Origin of the sequence: Streptomyces sp. 13-12-16, assembly GCF_002114215.1 — a bacterium.
GTDB lineage: Bacteria > Actinomycetota > Actinomycetes > Streptomycetales > Streptomycetaceae > Streptomyces.
Genome location: NZ_NCTE01001463.1, coordinates 748 through 2,113 on the forward strand (window position 1 = coordinate 748; position 1,366 = coordinate 2,113).

The following is a 1,366-nucleotide window of genomic DNA, read 5'->3' on the forward strand; positions in this document are numbered from 1 at the left end:
GGTGTCCGCCGCGGGGGAGGGGAGCGCCCTCACCACACGCTGGCGGGCGGCCTGGACCCCGTCGGTCGCGGCCCGGCTCGACCTGGTGGGTGTCAGAGGGGTCACCGCCGCCCAGGCGGCCGAGGGCACCCTGCGCGCGAACCACCGCCGGGCGGCGGAGTCCGGCGGAGTCACCCCGGCCCGGGTCGTCGACCTGCTGGGGGCCGCGGCCCGGTGTGCCCTGCCGGACATGGTCGGCGACTGCCTCACGCAGGCCGCGCGGGTCCTGCCCGCGGCGGCCACGCTTCCCGAACTGCTGCGGTGCATGGACCTGCTGGAGGCGATACGCCGGGAGCACCTGCCCGGCACCACCGGGCGGACACGCCTGCGGGCGGCGGCGCTCCGCGACATCCTGCTGGAAGCCGCCGTCCGTACCCTGCCCGGACTGGCCGGCAGCGACGAGACGGAGGACGCCGTCGCCCTCGTGACCCTGGCCGTCCGCAGCGGTGAGGAACGGCTCGGGCTGCGCCTGGACGGCGAGTTGTACGCGCTCGCGCGCACCGGTTCCCCGCTCGTCCAGGGAGCGGCCCTGGCCGCCCGGGTACTGCTCGACCTCGACGGCTCGGAGCTGCTGGGCAGGAGGCTCGCCGCCTGGATCGACTCGGCGACGGCACCGGACACCCGGCACCGGCTGGAGCGCCGGCTCGCCGGCCTGCTCGTCGCCGCCGGACCGCTGATCGCGTCCCTGCCCGCCTCCCTCGACCCGCTGCTGGAGCGCGTCGAGTCCCTGGACGACCGGGGCTTCCTCGACCGGCTTCCCGCGCTGCGCGGCGGTTTCCAGGCACTCGCCCCGGACGGACGCGGGCGACTGCTGACGGCCGTGACCGACCGGCTCGGCGCCCGGCCCGACCTCCGGCTCACCGTGCCGGCCGAGACGGCCGTCCGGTGGGCCGGGGCGGACGACGAGGGGCTCGCCCTGCTGAACGAACTGGGCCTGGCGGATCTGGTGAGCCCTCCGCCCACGGACGCTCCGGCCCCGGACGCTCCGGCCCCGGACGGTCCGACCTCGGACGGTCCTGCCACGGACGTCCCCGTCCCGGATGTCCCCGTCCCGGACGGGCGGACGTCCGCGGCGAGCGGCCGGCGGCCCGTCCGGGGCACGGAGCACGAGCCACGACGCCTCGGCCCCGCCGACCGCTGGCGGCTGCTGCTCGGCCGCGACACGGCGAGACTCCCCCCGGAGCTGGTGCCGTACGCCCGGGCCCTGGACGAGCTGTTCGGAGCGGAGGAGCCGACCGGGGACGAGGGCACGGACGGCGGCGCGGAGGAGGCGGAGGAGGAAGCGGGGGAGGCGGTCCCGGGCCGCGGCGGGGACACGGACGAGCCC

The 1,366-nt window shown here is 78.1% G+C and carries 1 protein-coding gene; it reads left to right on the top strand.

What is annotated here, in order from left to right; genetic code table 11:
* Nucleotides 1-1,366, top strand: a 1,366-nt coding sequence (locus B7767_RS42680; protein WP_256923787.1) for a DUF5682 family protein, incomplete at both ends; no start/stop codon positions are given.